The sequence below is a fragment of the Shewanella sp. AS16 genome (genome assembly GCF_021412365.1).
Classification (GTDB): Bacteria; Pseudomonadota; Gammaproteobacteria; order Enterobacterales; family Shewanellaceae; genus Shewanella; species Shewanella salipaludis.
The window spans coordinates 595,739-613,467 of record NZ_JAKCLK010000003.1; the positions used below are offsets into that span (position 1 = coordinate 595,739).

Here is a 17,729-nt window from a genome sequence, read left to right on the forward strand (position 1 = left end):
TGGACCGAACCTGCGGCTTGTCACTTGTGTCTACAGACAGCTGTGGACTGTGACTGTGTGCCGCGGCGCTGAGACCAGGGGTCTGGTTATCTTTATTATATTTATGGTGTTGAGCTTATATGTTTCATCTTTCGCCGGCTTGGGTCTCAGGCCAGGCGCAATCAGGCCCGGTTGCTGAGGTTATCTTCCAGCGCCGCGCGGCATTGCTGCTCGGCAGAATTGAGTTCCATCAGCACGACCTTGATATCGTCCATCTGCTGCTGCAGTGCCGTCTTCTTCTCTTCGACCAGCGCCAGCATGGTATTGAGCTGCGAAGTGCTGCTCTTGTCGGCGTCGTAGAGTTCGAATAGTCTACGGGTCTCGGCCAGGGAGAAGCCCAGGCGTTTACCGCGCAGGATCAGCTTGAGCCGTACCCTGTCTTTCAAACTATAGATGCGGGTCTGGCCGCGACGCTTGGGTTTAAGCAGGCCCTGATCTTCGTAAAACCTGATGCTTCGAGTGGTGATATCAAACTCTTTGGAGAGATCACTGATCGAATAGGTGGTTTGTGGATTGCTGTTCACGCTCATATGACACCATAAATAATCACTTTCCCAGCACGATATATGAAGTTTACGTAAAGGTAAAGCTGGTTGGTTTTTTTCCTTGGCTCCAGGTGTCAATCCCTATTGCCAGCGGGCTGTCCAGGGAAGTTAAAACGCTTGTTTATTTTTTGTCTTCAATCCATCCGGGCCGGGTTTTCATGCCGGCATGCCCCCGCGCGTCTCTACCCTGCAGGTGCAAAACCTCGGGCCGTTGCAGTTAACTTTTAGGCTAATGTCTAATAGGGCCGCGGCTCGCATTCTGTTCATAATGTGGCAGGCCGGGCGGCTTGACCCATATCCGGCGGGGGCAATCTATGGCGCGAATCTATGGCTCGAATCAAGGGCTCGATAGCCGGGCCGAGCAATGCGAATGGGGGAGATGACAGAGATGACACAGGCAAGCAATCTGGCGTTACACAGGCAGCTGCTGCGGCAGTCGTTGGAAGATAAGCAGGGCTTCTGGCGCCAGGCGGCCGGGCTGCTGGATTGGTCCCGGCCGGCCGCTAGGGTACTGGATGACAGTCAGGCGCCTTTTTATCGCTGGTTCAGCGGCGGGGAATTGAATACCTGTTACAACGCCGTCGATCGCCATGTGTTGGCCGGGCGGGGTGAGCAGACTGCCATAGCCTATGTCAGCCCGCTGGCAGGCAAGGAATACAGCATAAGTTATCGCGAGTTATTGGCCGAGGTGAGGCGACTTGCGGGCTATATGCGCTCGATTGGGGTAACCAAGGGCGACAGGGTCATCATCTACATGCCCATGGTGCCGGAAACCGCCTTCGCCATGTTGGCCTGTGCCCGTATCGGTGCCGTGCATTCAGTAGTCTTCGGCGGCTTCGCCGCCAGTGAGCTGGCCACCCGGATAGAGGATGCCAAACCCAAGTTGGTGCTTTCGGCTTCCTGTGGCATAGAGCCATCGGGCGTGGTGCCCTACAAACCCTTGCTCGATGCCGCCTTGGATCTGAGCCGGCATAAGGTGGCCCATTGCCTGATACTCGGTCGCAGCCAGTATCAGGCCGAGTTGGTAGCGGGGCGGGATCAGGACTGGCAACAGGCCCTGGCCGGTGCCGGCGATGCCGAGTGTGCCGCTCTGGCGGCCACGGATCCTCTCTATATACTGTACACCTCAGGCACCACAGGGCAGCCCAAAGGCGTGGTGCGAGACAACGGCGGTCATGCGGTGGCGCTGGCCTGGTCCATGAACAACATCTATGACATAGGACCCGGAGAGGTGTTTTGGGCGGCTTCGGATGTGGGCTGGGTCGTGGGCCATTCCTATATTGTCTACGGGCCGCTGCTGGTCGGGGCAACGACCTTGATGTACGAAGGAAAACCCGTGGGCACGCCGGATCCCGGGGCCTTCTGGCGCACCATAGAAAAGTATCGGGTGAAAAGCTTCTTCACCGCGCCTACCGCCATCCGTGCCATCAAGCGCGAAGATCCACAGGGGTTGTGCGTGGCAGGGCATGATCTGGCTTGTCTCGGGGCCGTGTTTCTGGCCGGTGAGCGCTGCGATCCCGATACCTTGAGCTGGGCGACACAAACCCTGGATAAACCCGTGATAGATCATTGGTGGCAAACCGAGACCGGTTGGCCGGTAGCGGCCAACCTGATGGGCGTGGCCCCCGTTGCCATCAAACCCGGCTCGCCCGCCTTGCCTGTGCCCGGCTATCGGGTCGAAGTCCTGAACGAGCAGGGCGAGGCGGTCGGCGCCAATGTGCCCGGGAATCTGGTGATCAAACTGCCGCTGCCGCCGGGCACACTCTGCACCCTGTGGCAGAACGATCGCCGTTATGCGGACAGTTACCTGTCCATGTACCCAGGCTATTACTTGACGGGGGATGCTGGCTACCTGGATGAAGAGGGCTACCTCTATGTCATGAGTCGCATCGACGACATCATCAATGTTGCCGGACATAGATTGTCGACCGGGCGTTTCGAGGAAGTCCTGTGCCAACATCCGGATGTTGCCGAGGCCGCCGTGATAGGCGTCGAGGATAAGCTCAAGGGCCAGGTGCCCCTTGGGCTGGTGGTGCTTAAAAGCGGGGTACAGACCCGGGATGAGATCTTGCATCAAGAGTTGATCGCCCTGGTGCGCCAACAGATAGGGCCGGTGGCGTCGTTTCGTTTGGTCAGTGCGGTGCAAAAGCTGCCCAAGACGCGCTCGGGCAAGATCTTGCGTGGCACCATGCGCAAGATCGCCGACAATCAGGATTACACTCCACCCGCGACCCTGGAAGATCCCCTGAGTCTGGCCCTGGTGCGCGCCGCACTGACGCTACTCGGTTATGCCGACGCCCTGGTACGGGCGCCGGCCGAGCGGCAGCAGCGACGCTAGGGCCTGGGTTTGGCTTGAGGCAAGCTGGCATGGGCATTTGCCAGTGGCTTAGGCTAAGTCTTGGGCCCTATGCCCTGATGTCATACTCGGTCCCCGGCCATGGCTATCCTTGTCTATCATTAAGCTATCGGCCAGGACGTTTCGAGCGCGTTATCTGGCAGAAACTGCTGCTAAGCCTTTTTGCCGGCAGTGGTTATTGACAGCCGCAAACGTATGCAGAGGCTATTGTCGCTGGTAATTAACTTACCAAAGTCGGTATAATCGGCAAAAAATAGCCCTCCTGTATCCGTGGGAATAATAGCAATGCCAAACCGCAGCAAACTGAATGACATAGGCGTAATAGGCCTGGGTGTCATGGGAAAAAACCTTGCCCTCAACATAGTCGACAACGGCTATCGTGTCTCTGCCTTCGATTTAGATCCTGTTAAAGTCACTGCTGCCGTAGCGCAGGCCCGGGCCGAAGTGCCCGGCCGTGCCCAAGTACTGGATGGCTGTAATAATCTTACCGATATGTTGGCCAGCCTGGCTAAACCCAGGATCTTGGTGTTATCCGTGCCCGCGGGGGCGCCGGTCGACGGTGTGTGCTCGGCATTGTTCGATGCCGGCCTGGAAGCCGACGACATAGTCATAGATACGGGTAACAGCCTGTGGACAGATACGGTCGAGCGCGAGCAACGTTATGCGGGCAAGTGCGTGTTCTTCAGTTCGGCCGTGTCCGGCGGTGAAGTCGGCGCGCGCTTCGGCCCTTCGCTGATGCCGAGTGGCGATCTCAAGGCTTGGCAGCATGTGGCGCCCATCTGGAAGGCGATTGCCGCCAAGGTGGATGGCGCTACCGGCTTGCCGATAGAGCGTTTCGAGCCGGGTAATCCTGTCACCGAAGGCGAGCCTTGCACTACTTATATAGGTCCCGCCGGCGCCGGCCATTATGTGAAGATGGTGCATAACGGCATCGAATATGCCGACATGCAGCTGATCTGTGAGGCGTACCAGCTGCTGCATGATGGCCTGGGTATGACACCGTTTGCCGTGGGTGAAGTGTTCAAGGCCTGGAACCAGGGCAGCCTCAACTCTTACCTCATGGGGATCAGCGCCGAAGTGCTGCAGCAGGATGACCCGCTCACAGGTAAGCCGCTGGTGGAGATGATACTGGACAAGGCCGGCCAGAAGGGCACTGGCCTGTGGACCGCGGTCAGCAGCTTACAGATTGGCTGTCCGGCACCGACCATAGCCGAGGCGGTTTACGCCAGGGCCGTCAGTACCCAGAAACCACTGCGCCTGGCGCTGAGCCAGAAATTGGCTGGCCCGGCGGGCACTAAACTGCCCGAGGATGAGCAGCAGGCCTTCATTCAGGCGCTGGAGAGCGCCCTCTATTGCGCCAAGGTTTGCAGCTATGCCCAGGGCTTTCAGCTGATGGCGATGACAGCCAAGGAGCAGGGCTGGCAACTGGATTTTGCCGAGATAGCCAAGATCTGGCGTGCCGGCTGTATCATACGAGCCACCTTCCTTCAGTCCATTACCCAGGCCTATAGGGACAATGCCGAGCTGCATAATCTGTTGATGGCCGACAGTTTCAGCCAGGCCCTGTCGCAGAAACAGAAGGAATGGCGCAAGGCGGTGATTTCCGCCGTCAGCCTCGGCATTCCCGTGCCTTGCATCGCTTCGGCCCTGAGCTACTACGACAGTTACCGCAGTGAAACCCTGCCGGCGAATCTGTTGCAGGGCCAGCGTGATTACTTCGGCGCCCATAGCTTCGAGCGCACCGACACCCCGGCCGGCGACAAGTATCACCTCAACTGGAGTGACGCCAAGCGTGAGCTGCATAAGCTCTGAACTGCCGGTGTTGACCGCTTGAATGCCGCTGGCTTTTGAAGGCTACAGGTTTAAAGCGGCATTGATTGGCAAAGAATTCTGGTTTAAAGCGGCATTGATTGGCAAAAAAAGGCTCATAATATGAGCCTTTTTCATGGTCCTGAATACTCAAGGCTCAGCGCCGTCTCAAGGGAGCAGGAGCCAACCGGCGCTGAACAGCAGGCTGAAGACCAGCATGAGTTTGGCGGTGCGCCCCAGCAGGGGATTGAGTGCCTGGCCTGAGGTTTCGGAAAATTCACGGCTCAGACCGCGGGCCAGAGGCAAGGATACCCCCGCCAGCAACACGGGCAGGCCGGGCAGCAGCCCCAGCAAGAAACCCGAGATGATGAGGCCATAAGGCAGATAGGCCAAGGTCTGGTACCAGACTCTGGCCTGGGCCTGACCCCAACGCACCGCCAGGGTCAGCTTGCCTGCCTTGGCGTCCGTCTGTATATCACGGGTGTTGTTGACCAGCATGATGGCGGCGCTGAAACTGCCCATGGCGCAACCTAGCAGCCAGGCGGTCGGCGTGGTGACGCCCGTCTGCAGCAGGTAGCTGCCGACCACGGCCACCAGGCCGAAGAAGATGAAGGCGGCGACTTCGCCCAAGCCATGGGAGGCCAGCGGGTAGGGGCCGCCACTGTAACCCAGTACTCCGAAAACCGAGGCCGTCGCCAGCAGGGCTATGGGCCAGCCACCGTGCCAGATGAGATAGCTGCCGACGGCCAGGGCCAGCAACAGGCATAGCAGCATGGCGCTGCGTACCTTGACCGGGGCCAGCAGGCCGCTCTGGCTGACACGCACGGGTCCAAGGCGCTCCGCCGTGTCTATGCCATGCTTGTGATCGAAGTAATCATTGGCCAGATTGACGGCAATTTGCAGCAAGAGGGCACAGCTCAAGGATGCCAGGGCGATGAGCCAGCTGAAATGGTCGGTTGCAAAGGCCAACACATTGCCCAGGATTAGCGGGCTGGCGGCTGCGGGCAGGGTGCGGGGTCTGATGGCTAATATCCAAGGGTTCATTTTGCTGTCCAGTGATGCATTAAAGGCCAATAGTGACAAAGAGTTAAGTTTACTCTCTGCCGGCATAGCATAACAAGGACTCAGGCTCGGGTGTGGGGAATTCCCATGCTTGTCCGACGCGCTTGAATACCATGCCCGGACGTCGGTCGCGGCTGGGGCAGGCGACTAAAAGCTGCTGGCAGGGGGAGGGGATGTGAGTTACCCTTTAGGCATTTATTGCTAAGTATTCAGTAGGATCTTATGAGTCATGTGTTAGACGATCTCTTGTCCTTGTTATCCCTGGAGCAAATTGAAATCGGCCTGTTTCGGGGCCAGAGCCAGGATCTGGGCTTCGGTCATGTGTTTGGCGGCCAGGTAATGGGTCAGGCCTTGAGCGCCGCCAAGCAAACTGTGCCGCCGGAGCGCAAGGTGCATTCGCTGCATTCTTACTTCTTGCGGGCCGGCGATGAGAAGTTGCCGATAGTCTATGATGTGGAAATCATGCGCGATGGCGGCAGCTTCAGTGCCCGGCGGGTGAAGGCGATTCAGAAGGGGCGGCCGATTTTCTACATGACCTGTTCCTTCCAGGCCGAAGAGGCAGGCTTCGAACATCAGGCCAGTATGCCACAAGTACCTGGGCCTGAGGGGCTGCTCAATCAGCAGGAACTGGCGATGACCATGCGCGATCGGGTGCCGCCCAGGATGTTGGAAAAGTTCATGGCCGATGCACCTATCGAGATGCGCCTGATCAACCCGCTCAATCCCGTGGCGCCGGCGGCAACCGAGCCGCACCGCTATCTGTGGTTGCGGGCCAATGGCACAGTGCCGGCCGATGAGCATGTGCATGACTCTCTGCTGGCCTATGCTTCGGATTTCAACTTTTTGGTCACCGCCGCCCAGCCCCACGGGGTCTCTTTCCTGACGCCGGGAATGCGGATGGCGACCATAGATCACTCCATGTGGTTCCATCGCCCCTTCGACATAGGCGAATGGTTGCTCTACAGCATAGACAGCCCCACCGCCAGCGGTGGCCGCGGTTATGTGAAGGGACAGTTTTTCAATCAGCAGGGCGAGTTGGTGGCTTCGGCGACCCAGGAAGGCCTGCTGCGAATGGTTAAGGATAAATAAATGCTCAAGCGCATCATCAAAAGTGTGACATTAGTCTGTATCGCCATAGGTCTGAGTGCCTGCGTGACAGTCGAGCCTCCACCGTCCGTGGTGATTAATGGCGCCGCCGGCTATTTGGAACGCATCGCCTTGCCCCAGGGCTGCAGCATCACTATCGCCATCATAGATCTCTCATCGCCCGGAGTGATAGTGGCCCAGAAGAGCTTCAACATTGCCCGCGCCCCTGTGCCCTTCAAGTTCATCCTGCCGCCCGAGTCGATCGACAGCAGCATAGACTATGGGGTGGTGGCCATGATCCAATACCAGGGGCGGGTTATCTTCCAGACCTATGACAGGTTTCCCGTGATCAACAACCAGAAGTTCACCACGGAAGTGCTGATGAAGGCGGTGCCTTTAAAATAGCAGTAGCCTTATCTGTTCTGCATAAGAAAATCGACGAACGCCCGGTCGGCCAAGCTGATCGGGCGTTGTTTTTTCCAGGCGACATGCAAGTCGAGAAACACCGGCGGTTCGAAGGGTTTGGCGAGTATGTCATCCTTGGGGCCGATAGCCATTTCCAGCACGCTGGTGATGGCGAAGCCTTGGGACACCACCTGCTTTATCAGGTTGATCAGATTGGTCTCGAAGGCGATGTTCGGTGTTTTTCCCAGAGATTTGGCCTGTGACAAGATCCACTCACGGTGGAAATAGCCTGTCTTGAACATCACCAGCTCATGCTCGAGGAAATCGTCGAGGCGGATGCGCTCGAGTCCGGCCAGCGGATGTTCCTGTCCCAGGGCGACGACCATCTGTTCCCGCAGCAACAGCCGACTGTCCAACTCGCTGTTGAGATCCTGGGCCGTGATGATGGCGATATCCACCTCCTCCTGTTGCAGCATCCTCAAGGCATCGCGGGTGCCACCTTCGAACAGCGACAGTTTCAGCTCAGGATGCTGATGCCTGAAGGCCATCAGGCGCGAGGGCAGATAGAAGGAGCCGAGCATTCCCGGCACGGCGATGCGTACCTCTCCCGAACTCAGGTTGGCCATGGCACGGATCTGCGCCTGTGCCTGTTGCAGCTGCTTGATGATCAGCGTGGCATGCTGGTGCAGTACCAGGCCTTCGGCGGTCAGGCTGAGCCGGCCCATGCCGCGATTGACCAGAGTGACACCCAGGGAGTGTTCCAGGCGTTTGATGCTCTGACTCAGGGCCGGCTGGGCCATGTTGAGGCGTTTGGCGGCAAGGGTAAAACTGCCGCTGCGGGCGAGGGCATCCAGGTGGGTCAACTGGCGTATGTCCATGGCTTCCTCGACGAAATGTTATAACAAAAATCAATATGTTTGATTGATTTTATTTATTATTGTTATCTCCTGTCCAGTGCTAATCTTGGCCTATCGCATTTGGGCTAACGAGGTTGCCATGCAAGATGAACTGGATGCCCTAATCGACGCCAGAAGACGGGATAAGAAGCTGATCTGGGGGCTATGCCTGGCTTCCGTGGTGGTGTACATCAACCTTTATCTGATGCAGGGGATGTTGCCCTTGATCGCCGAGCAGTTCAGTGTGGCGCCGGCGAAGGCGCCGCTGATCCTCTCGTTCACCAGTTTTTCCATGGCCTTCTCGCTGTTGCTGTACGCCATCTTGTCCGATCGCATCGGCCGGCATTGGCCTATCCTCATCAGTCTCTGGTTGCTGGTGGCATCAGACCTGATGCTGGTGTTTGTGGCGGATTTCGAGGCCTTGATGTGGACGCGTTTGCTGCAGGGCCTGCTGCTGGCCGCGGTGCCTGCCATCGCCATGGCCTATTTCAAGGAGCAGCTGCAACCCGCTATCATGCTCAAGGCCGCGGCGGTATACATCACGGCCAACAGCACGGGCGGTATCCTGGGGCGTTTATTCGGTGGCCTGATGTCGCAGTATTTCGCCTGGCAGGAGGCCATGTGGATCTTATGCCTGTTGAGCCTATTCGGCGTCGCCTTGGCCAGCTATTTGCTGACGCCGATAACCGAGCTCAGGCCGACGACCTGCGTCGCCAAGCTGCCGGGCTTCTGGCGCGGGATGCAGAGGGATGTGCAAGGATTCTGGTATCACCTGACCGATGCCCAGATGCGTTTGGTCTATGGCATAGGTGGCCTGGCGTTCATGGTGATGGTCAACCAGTTCAGCTTCATCCAGCTGCATCTGATGGCGCCGCCCTACAACTGGAGCCGCTTCGAGGCGACGCTGATCTTCCTCTGCTACTCCAGCGGCACAGTCGCCTCCTACTTTACTTCCAGGTGGATAGTGAAACACGGTCAGCTTAAATTGTTTCAGCTGTCTCTGGCCATGATGCTATGCGGCAGCCTGCTGACCCTGGCCGACACTGAGCCGATGATCTGCCTGGGATTTCTGCTGACCGCCTGTGGTTTCTTCATCATCCACAGCTGCTGCAATTCCTTCGTCGCCATGCGCGCCATGAGCCATAGGGCCAAGGCGACGTCGCTCTACCTCTGTTGTTACTATCTGGGCGCCGCCGTGGGCGGCCCTTATCTGATGTATTTTTGGCATGCCGCCGACTGGTCGGGCGTGGTGCTTGGGTCGCTGCTTATCTTGCTGTTGACTGGGGTGGCCATCTGGCGCCTGGGACGTTTTCGCCAGCCAGCTGTGGGTGAGCTGGCCAGCATCTGAGCCGGGATTGCCCCTGCTCTGAGCCGAGGGGCTACATCAAGCCTCGTCGGCGGTCAGGTATTGTTTCCTGTCCAATTCATATTTGCGCATCTTGTCATACAAGGTCTTGCGCGGCAGTTCCAGCTGCTCCATGGTCAGTTTGATGCTGCCCTTGTTGTGGCTCAGGGCATCTTCGATCAACATGCGCTCGAAAAACTCTACCCTCTGTTGCAGCGACATGCCCGTATGCAGCCCCTGGGTGGTGAGCGGGCCGGCGAAGGCCGCCTCGGCGCCGAGCAGCACGAAACGCTCCGCCAGGTTACGCAGCTCGCGGACATTGCCCGGCCAGTCGTGGGCGGTCAGCACGGCATTCTGCTCGGCGTTGAGGGCGATAAGCGCCCTGTGATAGCGGGCCGACGCGACGCGGGCGAAATGCAGGAACAGCAGGGGTATGTCTTCGCGCCTGTCCCGCAACGGGGGAATGGCCACAGTCACCAGGTTCAAACGATAATAGAGATCCTGGCGAAATTCGCCCTTGTCACACAGTTGCTTGAGATCCACCTTGGTGGCGGCCACCACTCGTATGTCCAGCGCTATGCTCTTGTTGGAACCCAGGCGTTGCAGTTTCCTGTCTTCCAGCACCCTGAGCAGTTTCACCTGCAGCGACAGCGGCGTGCTCTCTATCTCATCGAGAAACAGGGTACCGCCGTTGGCATATTCGAACTTGCCTATGCGGGTCTTGTCCATGCCGGTGAAGGCGCCGGGATCGGCACCAAAGAGTTCACTCTCGATCAGGTTTTCCGGAATGGCACCACAGTTGATGGCGACGAAGTTGGCGCGGCTGCGCTGGCTGTGATCGTGCAGGTAACGGGCGACCAGCTCCTTGCCTGTCCCCGTCTCGCCCTCGATCAGCACGTCGGCCGGGGTATCCAAGACGCTGTCGAGAATGTTGCGCATGCGATTGATGCCTGGGCTGTTGCCAAGGATCCTGGGCCCAGGCAGGCTCTGGGATTCGAGCTCCTTCTTCAGCTGGCGGTTTTCCAGGGTGAGGCTGCGCTTTTCCAGCGCCCGTTTGACCACATCGAGAATATGCTCGTTGTTGAAGGGTTTCTCGATAAAATCGTAGGCCCCCTGTTTGAGGGCCTTGACCGCCATGGCGATGTCACCGACGCCCGTGAGCAAGATCACCGGCAAGTCGGCGTCTTGGTGGTGGAGCTGCTGCATCAGGCCTATGCCGTCCAGATACGGCATGTTGACGTCGGAGAGCACCACGCCCGGCCAGTGTCTGTCCAGGCTGTTGGCCAGGCCCCTGGGATCTGTGCAGGCGATGGCGCTGATGCCTTCGAGTTCGAACAGCTGCACCAGGACCGTGCCTATGTGGGCCTCATCGTCGACGATAAGTACGGCATGGTCTTGGATATTTTTCGGGACACTCATGGCTGTGGTGCTTCCTCACGTGAAAATATGGGTAAAATGAGCTGAAAAATGGCCCCGCCTTCGGCGGCGTTGGCGACGGTGATCTGGCCCTTCATCGCCTCCATGATACGCCTGGAGATGGACAAACCCAGACCCAGACCCTGGCGTTCATTGGTGGTGAAGTAAGGCTCGAAAATTTTCTCCATCTGGCTTTCCCGTACCCCAGGGCCTGTGTCCTGGATACTGATGTGAAATTTTTCCCCGGCCCAGACCCGAATCGCCAGGCGTTTGGGGTGGGATAGCTGCATTGCGACTATGGCATTGCTCATCAGGTTCACCAGCACTTGCTGCAATCGCACCTTATCGCCCCATATCAGGTAGCGGCCAGGAGCGGATTCCAACGTCAGCATTATGCCCTGTTTGTCGATTTCCGGCTGCACTATGGTCAATGCCTGTTGTATGCATTGGCCGAGATCGACGGCGCCCTCTGTGCCCTGGCTCTTGCGGGTAAAGCTCTTGAACTGGCCTATGATGTCCGCCAGACGGTCGGTGAGCTCGATCATGATGCGAATGTTGTCGGCGGCCTTATCCAGCAGATTACGGCCGAGGAAGGTCTGGGTATTTTGGGCGTAACTGCGCAGCGCCGCCAATGGCTGATTCAACTCATGGTTGATACTGGCCGACAGGCTGCCGATGGCGGTGAGCTTGGCCGCCTGGATCAGTTGATCTTGGGTGTCTTTGAGTTGCTGGTTGGTGGCCTGCAGCTCACGGGTGCGTTCGGCGACGCGCTGTTCCAGCCAGCTCTGGGCCAGTTGCATGCGTTGCAGGTTGCGCCGCCGCTCGGCACCGAACAGCAGCGCCAGGGCGACCAGCAGGTAGAGGCTGGCCGCCAGCCAGAGTTGCGGTGCCAGGGATTGCTGCAGCGGTGCCAGCGGGGCCAGAATATGCACCCGCCAGCCGGCGCTGCTCATGGCGCCCTGGGTTTCCATGAAGCGAGGCCATTGTTGGCCCAGTTTCAGGCGATAGAAACTGACGCGTTCGTCTGTCCCTGGGCGGTATTCGGGGAGCACATCCAGCTCGGCTATGGGACGGTTGGCATAACGTCTGGATGCCGTCAGCGCCGTTTGCCTGGCCTGAGTTAGGGGGACAAGGGAGCCCAGGCGCCACTGGGCAATGCTGGAGAGGAAGACCACCTGTTCGGGATCTGTGACGATAAATTCGTACTGACCTGCGGTCGCTATGCCCGTGCTTTGCTTCTCTATGTCTGTGATGTCGACCTTGACGACTATCACGCCCAAAACCTTGTCTTGGTGGTAAATGGGGTAAGAGAAATAGAAGCCCCGCTTATTCGATGCGGTGCCTACGGCGTAGTAGCGGCCGGTTTTGCCCTTGATGGCCTCGCGATAATAGGGGCGGAAACCATAGTTCTGGCCTATGAAGGAATAGCCTTGCTGCCAGTTACTGGCGGCGATGGCTGTGCCCTTGGCGTCCAGCAAATAGATATCCGATGCCTCGGTGGCCTGTTGCATTTCTTCGAAATAGTCATTGACGCGTTGCACCTGCAACTCGTCATTCCCGAGCAGCGTCTGGGCCAGCAGTGGGTTGCCCGACATCACGTGGGGAATATTGGCATAGCGCGCCAGGACGGCATCGTAGAAGTCGATGAGTTCGCTCAACTGCTGCCTGGACTGTGCCTGGATTGCCGCCTGACCCTGCTGCTGGTGGAACCAGAGCGTCAGCTTGAGGGTCACGAATAAACCACATAGCAGCATCACAAAGAGCAGCAGGCGTTTCTTCGCTTTGGTGGAAAAGAGATTGGCGGACGATTTCAGTGTGGATAGTGTCAGTGTGGATAGTGACAGTCTGGGCAATAACATAGTGAATCAGCCTGAAAAACAACGAGCCCGTTAAGGCTCGCTCAATTGGGGTAACTAATCAAGGATTAATACAGGGTTATCAGTTATAGCCGCTCAGCTTATCCAGCAGCTCGGGTAAGAAGAGTGAGATTTGAGGCACATAAGTGATCAGCATCAGGAAACCGAGCAAGAGCAAGAGCCAGGGCAGGCAGGACTTGATCACCCAGCCCATGCTGTGGCCTGTGATCCCGGCGGTGACGAACAGGTTCAGGCCAACCGGCGGCGTCAGCATGCCTATCTCCATGTTCACCACCATGATGATCCCCAGGTGGATGGGATCTATGCCGAGCTGGGTGGCGATGGGGAAGAGGATAGGCGCCATGATCAATAAGATGGCCGAAGGCTCCATGAAGTTACCTGCTGCCAGCAGCAAGAGGTTGACTATGATGAGAAAACCCCAGGCCGGCAGCCCCATGCCCACTATGGTCTCGGCTATGATATGGGGGATCCGCTCCGTGGTCAGCACGTGGGCGAACAACATGGCGTTGGCTATGATGAACAGCAACATGATGCTGACCTTGGCACCATCGCGCAGCACCAGGCGCACTTCCTTGTCGAAGGGGGTTTTCAACAGCCCGAGCAGGCTCTGCCACAGGTTGCGCAGGGTGGCGGCAGCCAGGGATTCCCCTTGGATGCGCCAAGGCACCTGTCTCAGCGGCCCTATGTCCCGGTAACCGAATACGGCGATAAGATAGGCATAGACACAGGCGACCGCCGCCGCTTCCGTGGGACTGGCGATGCCGCCATAGATGGAGCCCAGCACTATGACTATCAGCGCCAGACCGCCCATGGCCTTGATGCTCGACAGCGCGAGTTTCTTGACCCCGGGGAAGGGCATGGATGGCAACTTCTTGATCCTGGCGACGATATAGATGGCCAGCATCAACAGACAACCCATCATGATCCCAGGGATCAAGCCCGCCATGAACATGCGGGCGGCCGACACTTCGGTGGCGGCGGCATAGACCAGCATGACGATGGAGGGCGGGATCAATATCCCCAGGGTGCCTGAGGTGGTGATCACCCCGGCGGCGAACTTCTCCGGATAGCCGGCCTTCACCATGCCGGCAATGACGATCGAGCCTATGGCGGCAACTGTGGCCGGCGAAGAGCCTGAGACGGCGGCAAACAACATACAGGCCATCACGGATGCCATCGCCAGGCCACCGCGAATATGACCTACGCTGTCCATGGCAAAGTCTATGATGCGCCTCGCCACGCCGCCGGTGGACAGGAACGCCGACGACAGGATGAAAAAGGGGATGGCCAAGAGGGTGTAATGCTCCGAGGAGGAGGCATAGAGTTTGAGTGCTATGGATGCCAATGAGTCATTGGAAAACAGCATTATGGTCAGCATGCTGGAGAAGCCTAAGGCGATGGCGATAGGCATGCCGAGAAACATGCAGATGAATAGGGTCAAGAACAGGGTCGCAATCGTCATCATTTCACCTTGTCATTCTTATCTTGGGCTGAAGTCTGAGTGTCTGAGCCTGTGGTTTGCGGCGTGGTTTCCGTCTCGACTTCGTCGAGTAAGTGCATGGCTTCCTTGGCTTCATCGGCAAATTGGAAGCCGCTGACCTGACCGCGGAGGATGGCGATGAAGAGCTCCAGGAAACGCCAGGCGAGCAGGGAAAAACCAATCAGGAGTATGCTTTGGGACATCCAGATAGGCACTGCGCCGTCTTCGACATCGATGCGCAGCGTATCCCAGGCGAAATCGGGATCCAGGTGTTTGAGCAGCAACGCAGGTAAGTTTATGTCTTCCATGGGGACCCCTATCTGATACATCTCCGACAGATAATCCCAGCTGCCCTTGAGGAACATGCCGCAATACAAGAGGCAGACAAGGGTTGCGATCAGGGCGGTAATCTTACGTGCCTTAGGGGCCAGATCTTTGACGAACACATCTACCCCTATGTGGGCCCCGATCTTGACGCCATAGGACATGCCAAAGAGCACGAACCAGCCGGCCATAGTCAGAGTCAGCTCCTGGATCCAGAGAAAGCCGGTGCTGAAGAAAAAACGGGCCACGACTTCCACAAATACCAACAGCGTCATGGCGCTGATAAGCAGGCTGAGAAGACCTTCCTCAAAATAGCCAAAAATTCGCGATATCACTCTGCTACTCCTTCGAATTGACACAGCCACGGCAGCGCTTGCGCTACCGTGGTATCAGACATTACTTGTTGTTGGCGGCTTCTGCGGCCTGGATGACGTCCTTGCCGACCTTATCTTCAAATTTGGCCCAAACAGGTTTCATGATGTCGACCCATTGCTGACGCTGAGCCGGCGTGAGGGTGACCAGCTGGGTGCGTTTGGAGTTCAGAATGGCTTGTTTGTCTTCTTCGTTCTTGGTCATGGCAATCTTGTTGCCCAGGGCGATGGCTTCATCCAATGAATCTTTGATGATCTGGCGCTTGTCTTTCGGCAGGCTATTCCAGAAGGCGTCCGAGGTGACAACCATATAGTCCAATACCCCATGGTTACTCTCAGTGATGTGGGACTGAACTTCGTAGAATTTCTTCGAGTAGATGTTCGACCAGGTATTCTCCTGGCCATCTATGGCGCGGGTCTGGAGCAGGGTGAAGACTTCGGAGAAGGGCTTCTTCACCGGAATGGCGTCGACGGCGTCAAACTGGGCGGCGATGACATCCGAGGCCATGATGCGGAATTTCTTGCCCTTGGCGTCGCCCGGGAGGGTCAGGGGTTCGTTGGCCGAGAACTGCTTCATACCGTTATGCAAGTACCCCAGCCCAAGCAAACCTTTGCGTCTCATGGAGGTCAACAGCTTCTGACCTGCTTCGCTCTGTTGGAAGCGGTCGACCGCGGCCATGTCTTCGAACAGGAAGGGCAGATCGAATACCTGCAGCTTCTTGGTGTAACGTTCGAATTTCGACAGGGAAGGCGCCACCAGTTGCACGTCGTTGAGCAAGAGGGCGGCTAATTCGTTGTTGTCGCCAAACAGCTGGGAGTTGGGGAATACGCTGACCTTGTACTCGCCCGGCAGACGTTTTTCCACCAATTCCTTGAACTTAAGCGCCATTTGTCCCTTGGGGGTATTCTCTGCCACCACGTGAGAGAACTTGATTTCCACCGGCGCGGCAAACACATTCAGGCTCAGCGTCAGCATGGAGGCGAGGGTGGCCATCTTCATCATGGCTTTGAGTGGCTGTTTGCAGATCTTGTCTTGTAGCTTTGTCATCTTGAGTTCCCTTATATGGTTATTAGGATGTTGGCCTCGGTGCTGCGACTGGGCAGCTTTGAGTAGGAATACTGCCTTGATTTCCATGAGGTCTGACTGACTATAGGCAAATAGCGCGCCAAGTGAATTAACCGAGGCATAACCCGTTGGTTGTAAAAGTGTAGTTGATTTGTTGTCAAAAAGCCGGGGGGATTGGATGGGTGGGGGGGCGCTCACACAAGTATGGCCCATGGGTGGATAACCACCCATGGGCCATGGCGGAGATCAGTGGCCGGGCAAGGCTGTTTCTTGTGCCATTGCAGCCTTGGCTTGCCATAAGCCGGCCTTGAAATGGCCGTGAAAAAACACCATACAGGCCAGCAGCACTGTGATGGCGCCGACCAAGAGCGCCCACTGCACCGCCAGCAAGGACAGCAGGCTGCCTATGATGGCCGCCAGCAGGTTGCCGACGCAGAAGATGGTCACCAGCATGCCCATCAGCTGGCCTTGGGCCCTATGCTCATAGGCGGTGGAGATATAGGCGGGGAGAAAGCCGTTGTAGATGGCGATACCCATGCCCATCAAGGCAAAACAAAGCAGGAAGCTGAGGGGACCACTGACAGGCAGCATGGCCAACGCCAGGCTGAACAGCAGCATGCCCAAGAGCCCCGCCTGTGCCTGGCTCAAGCGGCGTTGTAACTTGGGATTGAACATCAAGCTGGTGGCTATCATGCAGCTGGTCAGAAACACAGTCGCCCAGCTGATGCCGACAGCACTGAAGTCCTGCTGCTGTACCAGCCACAGGGGATAGAATTCATAGTAGATGTTGACGCCCAGCGTCAGCAGCAGGTACAGCAGGAAGAAGCGCCGCAGTTGCGCATCTTGAAGCAGCACCAGGCTCGAGCCCTTGTCGGCATGCTGGACTCTGGCATCGAGTGCCTTGGGTAACAGGCCATGGGATAACAGGGTGCAGATAAGACATGCCAATGCCGCCAGGTAAAACACCACCTCTGTGCCGGCAAAGGCGAGTTGGCCGCCAACGAGTGGCCCCAGCAGGTAGCCGCCATAGCCCATGGCACTGATGAGTGAAAAACTGCGCAGCTTATCTATCTTGGGGTGTAAATCTGTGGCGATCGCCCGGGCGATGGCGATATTGCCTTCGCAGATCCCTGTCAGTAGCCTGGCCAGGCAAAACAGCAGGAAATTGCCCGAGGCGGCGGCCAGACCGGTCAGGCCATAGCCCAGGGCACTGCCGAGCAAGGTCAGCGAGAGGACGCGTTTGCGGCCGAGGTGATCCGATAAGGCGCCGATGAAACTGCTGCCTATGATGATGCCCAGCGGATAGATGCCGAGCACTATGCCGAGCAGGAGCTCGGGTGGCAGTTGCATGAACTGGGTCAGGGGTGAACTGGCCTCGGAAAACAAGGGCGCCAGTATGGGGTAGGGTAAGGCGATACCGGCCACGCTGATCAGGGTGACCAATAGGGTGACAGCCAGTATCTGTTGGGCGTTATCTTGGATCTCTGTGGTATTCATCTTATTATCGGCTCGGATCTGCTATGTCCGATACTATTGCAGTTAGCCTTAATTAAGTAAATAAAAAACTTTACTTAATTGCCTGAAGATAGCTGTTCCCCCTGACTGGCCAATTGTAATGATATGATTTTATTTATTTAATTTCTTGTCTAGGT

At 57.4% G+C, this 17,729-nt stretch carries 14 protein-coding genes; 5 read left to right on the plus strand and 9 right to left on the minus strand.

All coding sequences use genetic code 11. The features are described 5' to 3' along the window. Positions 1-161: 161 nt before the first annotated feature. Positions 162-569, minus strand: a complete 408-nt coding sequence (locus LZP73_RS11210; RefSeq protein WP_234235086.1) for a MerR family transcriptional regulator — start codon at positions 567-569, stop codon at positions 162-164. Between the two features lie 403 nt (positions 570-972). Here LZP73_RS11210 and LZP73_RS11215 point away from each other — a divergent pair, with 403 nt between their 5' ends. Then, the gene (locus LZP73_RS11215; protein ID WP_234235273.1) at positions 973-2,922 is read left to right on the plus strand and encodes a propionyl-CoA synthetase; all 1,950 of its coding nucleotides are present in this window, start codon (positions 973-975) and stop codon (positions 2,920-2,922) included. 303 nt (positions 2,923-3,225) lie between these two features. Then, positions 3,226-4,752, plus strand: a complete 1,527-nt coding sequence (gene gndA / locus LZP73_RS11220) for an NADP-dependent phosphogluconate dehydrogenase (RefSeq protein ID WP_234235088.1) — start codon at positions 3,226-3,228, stop codon at positions 4,750-4,752. A gap of 165 nt (positions 4,753-4,917) precedes the next feature. Here the strand turns inward: gndA and LZP73_RS11225 are convergent, their stop codons facing one another. Beyond that, positions 4,918-5,793 carry a 1,4-dihydroxy-2-naphthoate polyprenyltransferase gene (locus LZP73_RS11225; RefSeq protein WP_234235090.1) on the minus strand — a complete coding sequence of 292 codons (876 nt, stop codon included), beginning with the start codon at positions 5,791-5,793 and terminating at the stop codon, positions 4,918-4,920. Between the two features lie 240 nt (positions 5,794-6,033). Between LZP73_RS11225 and tesB the strand changes: the two genes are divergently transcribed. Both tesB and LZP73_RS11235 read left to right on the plus strand, forming a co-directional pair. After that, a complete protein-coding gene (gene tesB, locus LZP73_RS11230) occupies positions 6,034-6,900 on the plus strand; it encodes an acyl-CoA thioesterase II (RefSeq protein ID WP_234235092.1) in 867 nt (288 codons plus the stop codon). Continuing rightward, positions 6,901-7,302, plus strand: coding sequence for a YbaY family lipoprotein (locus tag LZP73_RS11235; protein WP_234235094.1), 402 nt, complete (start codon positions 6,901-6,903; stop codon positions 7,300-7,302). It abuts the gene before it with no gap. Positions 7,303-7,310: 8 nt separating this feature from the next. On the opposite strand, the gene LZP73_RS11240 is transcribed toward LZP73_RS11235, so the two are convergent. Further along, on the minus strand, positions 7,311-8,180 hold the full coding sequence (locus LZP73_RS11240; protein ID WP_234235096.1) for a LysR family transcriptional regulator: 870 nt from the start codon (positions 8,178-8,180) through the stop codon (positions 7,311-7,313). Between the two features lie 118 nt (positions 8,181-8,298). Here LZP73_RS11240 and LZP73_RS11245 point away from each other — a divergent pair, with 118 nt between their 5' ends. Next, positions 8,299-9,546: an MFS transporter gene (locus LZP73_RS11245; protein WP_234235098.1), complete on the plus strand. Its 1,248-nt coding sequence runs from the start codon at positions 8,299-8,301 to the stop codon at positions 9,544-9,546. 36 nt (positions 9,547-9,582) lie between these two features. Here LZP73_RS11245 and LZP73_RS11250 read toward each other — a convergent pair whose 3' ends face one another. The 6 genes from LZP73_RS11250 to LZP73_RS11275 form a co-directional block, all read right to left on the minus strand. Next, on the minus strand, positions 9,583-10,962 hold the full coding sequence (locus LZP73_RS11250; RefSeq protein ID WP_234235099.1) for a sigma-54-dependent transcriptional regulator: 1,380 nt from the start codon (positions 10,960-10,962) through the stop codon (positions 9,583-9,585). Beyond that, on the minus strand, positions 10,959-12,713 hold the full coding sequence (locus LZP73_RS11255) for an ATP-binding protein (RefSeq protein ID WP_234235274.1): 1,755 nt from the start codon (positions 12,711-12,713) through the stop codon (positions 10,959-10,961). The genes LZP73_RS11250 and LZP73_RS11255 overlap by 4 nt, the downstream gene beginning before the upstream one ends. Before the next feature lie 184 nt (positions 12,714-12,897). Continuing rightward, positions 12,898-14,298 (minus strand): TRAP transporter large permease, encoded by a 1,401-nt coding sequence (locus tag LZP73_RS11260; protein ID WP_234235275.1) that lies wholly within the window; start codon positions 14,296-14,298, stop codon positions 12,898-12,900. Further along, positions 14,298-14,975, minus strand: coding sequence for a TRAP transporter small permease (locus tag LZP73_RS11265; RefSeq protein ID WP_234235101.1), 678 nt, complete (start codon positions 14,973-14,975; stop codon positions 14,298-14,300). The genes LZP73_RS11260 and LZP73_RS11265 overlap by 1 nt, the downstream gene beginning before the upstream one ends. A 61-nt stretch (positions 14,976-15,036) precedes the next feature. After that, positions 15,037-16,059, minus strand: coding sequence for a TRAP transporter substrate-binding protein (locus tag LZP73_RS11270; protein ID WP_326490345.1), 1,023 nt, complete (start codon positions 16,057-16,059; stop codon positions 15,037-15,039). 264 nt (positions 16,060-16,323) lie between these two features. Beyond that, entirely contained in the window at positions 16,324-17,574 is a 1,251-nt protein-coding gene (locus tag LZP73_RS11275; RefSeq protein WP_234235103.1) for an MFS transporter, read from the minus strand. Between the last annotated feature and the right edge of the window lie 155 nt (positions 17,575-17,729).

Bases quoted from the DNA above. Each gene is read 5' to 3' on its own strand.
- LZP73_RS11240 (WP_234235096.1), bottom strand. From the start codon at position 8,180: ATGGACATACGCCAGTTGACCCACCTGGATGCCCTCGCCCGCAGCGGC.
- LZP73_RS11260 (WP_234235275.1), bottom strand. From the start codon at position 14,298: ATGACGATTGCGACCCTGTTCTTGACCCTATTCATCTGCATGTTTCTC.
- LZP73_RS11255 (WP_234235274.1), bottom strand. From the start codon at position 12,713: ATGCTGCTATGTGGTTTATTCGTGACCCTCAAGCTGACGCTCTGGTTC.
- LZP73_RS11275 (WP_234235103.1), bottom strand. From the start codon at position 17,574: ATGAATACCACAGAGATCCAAGATAACGCCCAACAGATACTGGCTGTC.
- gndA (WP_234235088.1), top strand. From the start codon at position 3,226: ATGCCAAACCGCAGCAAACTGAATGACATAGGCGTAATAGGCCTGGGT.
- LZP73_RS11245 (WP_234235098.1), top strand. From the start codon at position 8,299: ATGCAAGATGAACTGGATGCCCTAATCGACGCCAGAAGACGGGATAAG.
- LZP73_RS11210 (WP_234235086.1), bottom strand. From the start codon at position 569: ATGAGCGTGAACAGCAATCCACAAACCACCTATTCGATCAGTGATCTC.
- LZP73_RS11270 (WP_326490345.1), bottom strand. From the start codon at position 16,059: ATGACAAAGCTACAAGACAAGATCTGCAAACAGCCACTCAAAGCCATG.
- tesB (WP_234235092.1), top strand. From the start codon at position 6,034: ATGAGTCATGTGTTAGACGATCTCTTGTCCTTGTTATCCCTGGAGCAA.
- LZP73_RS11225 (WP_234235090.1), bottom strand. From the start codon at position 5,793: ATGAACCCTTGGATATTAGCCATCAGACCCCGCACCCTGCCCGCAGCC.
- LZP73_RS11235 (WP_234235094.1), top strand. From the start codon at position 6,901: ATGCTCAAGCGCATCATCAAAAGTGTGACATTAGTCTGTATCGCCATA.
- LZP73_RS11250 (WP_234235099.1), bottom strand. From the start codon at position 10,962: ATGAGTGTCCCGAAAAATATCCAAGACCATGCCGTACTTATCGTCGAC.
- LZP73_RS11215 (WP_234235273.1), top strand. From the start codon at position 973: ATGACACAGGCAAGCAATCTGGCGTTACACAGGCAGCTGCTGCGGCAG.